Annotated in this window: 3 protein-coding genes and 1 pseudogene; 2 read left to right on the top strand and 2 right to left on the bottom strand. The window is 70.4% G+C overall.

The features are described from left to right. Together MKK55_RS26605 and MKK55_RS26600 are read left to right on the top strand one after the other, a co-directional pair. Nucleotides 1-300 (top strand): transglutaminase-like cysteine peptidase (locus MKK55_RS26605; RefSeq protein ID WP_243938576.1); only part of this gene is annotated, 300 nt, incomplete at its 5' end. A gap of 109 nt (nt 301-409) precedes the next feature. Then, nucleotides 410-739, top strand: coding sequence for a hypothetical protein (locus MKK55_RS26600; RefSeq protein WP_243938574.1), 330 nt, complete (start codon nt 410-412; stop codon nt 737-739). A gap of 322 nt (nt 740-1,061) precedes the next feature. Here the strand turns inward: MKK55_RS26600 and MKK55_RS26595 are convergent, their stop codons facing one another. Next, entirely contained in the window at nt 1,062-1,604 is a 543-nt protein-coding gene (locus MKK55_RS26595) for a MucR family transcriptional regulator (RefSeq protein ID WP_147860436.1), read from the bottom strand. A gap of 807 nt (nt 1,605-2,411) precedes the next feature. Next, nucleotides 2,412-2,748 (bottom strand): annotated as a pseudogene (locus MKK55_RS26590) (hypothetical protein); the annotation flags it as partial.

Below are 2,748 nucleotides of genomic sequence, written 5' to 3'. Positions count from 1 at the left end.
GCCGAGGACGGCTCGGGCGATTGCGAGGATTTTCAGCTGCTCAAGCGCAGCCTGCTGGCCAAGGCCGGCCTGCCGCGCCGCGCCATGCGGATGACCGTGGTCATCGACGAGAAGGGCGAGGGCCACGCCGTGCTCACCCTGATCACCGACCGCGGCGACCTGGTGCTCGACAACAAGACCAGCCAGATCCTGCCCTGGCACCGCACCGGCTACACCTTCATCAAGCGCGAGAGCCAGGACGCCGTCGCCTGGGTCTCCCTCGGCGGCGTCACCTCCCCGGTCACCACCGCCAACCGCTGAGATCGGCGGCGACGTCCCGAAACGGGATGGCCTCGCAGTCGGGGCGTTGACGAAACCTTCACCGCGTCGGCGCGACGCTCCGGGATCGGAGCCGCCCACCCCGACGCCCATGATGTTCCGTTCCATCCCGAAATCGTTGCTCGCCGCGGGCCTGCTCGTCGCGCTCGCCGCCGCGCCGCCGGCGCGGGCCGGCGAGGCCGGGACGCGCTACGCCTCCTGGCACGGCTGCCTCGACCGGCATTTCGGTCTGCGCGCCGCGATCGGAAGCCGGCTCCTGGCGGCCGACGCGGCGATCGGCGCCTGCCGCGCGCCCGAGCGGGCCTACCTCGCCGCCCTCGCCGCCTCGCCGCTGCTCGATGCCGACGACGCCGAGCAGGCCCGCGCCGCCCTGGTCGCGCGGGCGCGGGCCCGGCTTCTCGGGCAGCGCGCCGCGCTCTGACGCCGCCGATCCTTCGAGAGAACGGTCTTCGCAAACGACACCGCACGCCGCGCCGGATCGCGGCGCGCGTGCGGTGTCGGTTCGCTCGCCACGCCGCGCCTTTCCCGCTCACGCGTCCGGCGAATGCCGGCCCGAGCGGCGTGGGCCGGTCGTCGGGCGCCGCAGGGGAGCGGAGGGAGGGGGAGCGGAGGCAGAGGGAGCGGAGGGAGGCGCGATCCGCCCGTCCGGCACGACCTGCCCGACGGCACGCAGGTCTCCGACGAGACCGGGTCTGCCGATGGGGCTCGGATCGTGCCGGAGCGGGCGCGAGGCCGCCTCGGCCTCAGGCGGCGTCGGCCTTGCGGGACTGGCTGCCCTTCACGGCGGAGGTCGCAGCCTTGCGGCCGCGGCGGGCGGGCGCGGGCGCCGCCTCCTCGACCTCCTCGGGGGCCTCGGCGGGGGTCGAGCGGCCGGGCTGGCCGAGGCCGAGGCTCTTGGCGAGCGCCGAGCGCTGGGCCGAATAGTTCGCCGAGGTGGTGGGGTAGTCGGCCGGCAGGCCGTAGCGGTCGCGGTAGCTGTGCGGGTCGAGGCCGTGCTTGGTCAGGTGGCGCTTCAGCGTCTTGTAGGACTTGCCGTCGATGAAGCTGACCAGCCCGTCGGGGCGGATCGACTTGCGGATCTGCGCGGGGCTGGGCTTCTCGACCGTCTCGGCCGCGACGGGGGTCGTTCCGGAGCCGACGTTGTTCAGCGCCTCGTGAATGCTGGCGATGAGCGTCGGCAGTTCCGTGATCGGCACGGAGTTGTTCGACACGTAGGCCGCGACGACGTCGACGGTCCGCTCGATATACTCGTTGCTGGTCTGTGCCGACGGTGTAGTTTCAGACATACGTCCGTTCCTTGCCTGTTCCTTGATGGGTCCCCACCCGCAGGAATTATGATGTTTGGCAGAGAAAGCAAGGATGTCGGAGCGGTTATCGGTGCTCAACACACGAACAAGTGTGGATCTTGCCTGCCGTGCTTCGGCGCTATCCGTGCAACCGACCCGGCATCCGCAGCAATGCAGTGCTCAGCGCCGCGCGAAATCTCTGCAACTGCGGAGGGCGGGATTCCGCTGTTGCCCGAACCCGTTACAGCGCCCGCGCGCGGGCGGGGCGGGCGGGCCAAATGCTGGACGGATGCGTCTTGCGCGACCGCCGGCCCGGGCGACGGCTTTATGTCCAAACCGGAGGTCTGCGCAATGGTGGATAAAAGTGTCGCACCAAGATCAATGGCCTAGGATATTTTGAATTCACGCGTACCGGTATAGACATACTAAGTATCGCGATGATGTTCTCGCGGCCGGGCGTGGGAACGGATGCCTCGGGCCGGAGGATCCCGCCGCGCCGACGGTGCTCGAACCTCAGGCGTCAAGCATCCGAGGGCCGGCCCGGTCCTCGCGCGAGGCATTCGCGGCGCGCGGCCGGCGGGCGCATCTCCGGGACACAGTCGCTTCGCGCGACGCCAGTGCCGACGGACAGTCTTGCGGTGCGGACAGGCGCGCTCGGCGGCAGGGTTCGCTCGGCGGCAGGGTTCGCTCGGCGGCAGGGTTCGCTCGGCGGCAGGGTTCGCTCGGCGGAAGGTCTTGCTCGGCGGAAGGTCTTGCTCGGCGGCAGGGTTCGCTCAGCGGAAGGTCTCGCTCAGCGGAAGGTCTCGCTCAGCGGAAGGTCTTGCGCGGATCGAACGCGTCGCGCACCGCCTCGCCGGCGAAGACCAGCAGGCTCAGCATCGCGGCGATCACCAGGAAGCCGGACAGGCCGAGGCTCGTCCCGAAGCCGTTGTTCCAGGTCCTCGTGGTGGCGTTCATCGGCGTCGCGCTCGACCCGGCCGCGAACGAGCTCGCCAGCGACACGTCGATCTTCACGCTCGAGCAAGCGAACAGTGTAAAGGCCCGGTTGGCGCCCGTTCCGCACATCGCGTCGTTGAGCTTCTGCAGCAGGACCGCCGCGCTGGTCGTCCCGCTGTTGGCGATCTGGAACTGGCCGGTGAACAGG

Source organism: Methylobacterium sp. J-059, from assembly GCF_022829485.1.
Classification (GTDB): Bacteria; Pseudomonadota; Alphaproteobacteria; order Rhizobiales; family Beijerinckiaceae; genus Methylobacterium.
This window is presented reverse-complemented; position numbering and strand designations above follow the sequence as displayed.

Coding starts and splice junctions, on each gene's coding strand:
- MKK55_RS26595 (WP_147860436.1), bottom strand. CDS start 1,604: ATGTCTGAAACTACACCGTCGGCACAGACCAGCAACGAGTATATCGAG.
- MKK55_RS26600 (WP_243938574.1), top strand. CDS start 410: ATGATGTTCCGTTCCATCCCGAAATCGTTGCTCGCCGCGGGCCTGCTC.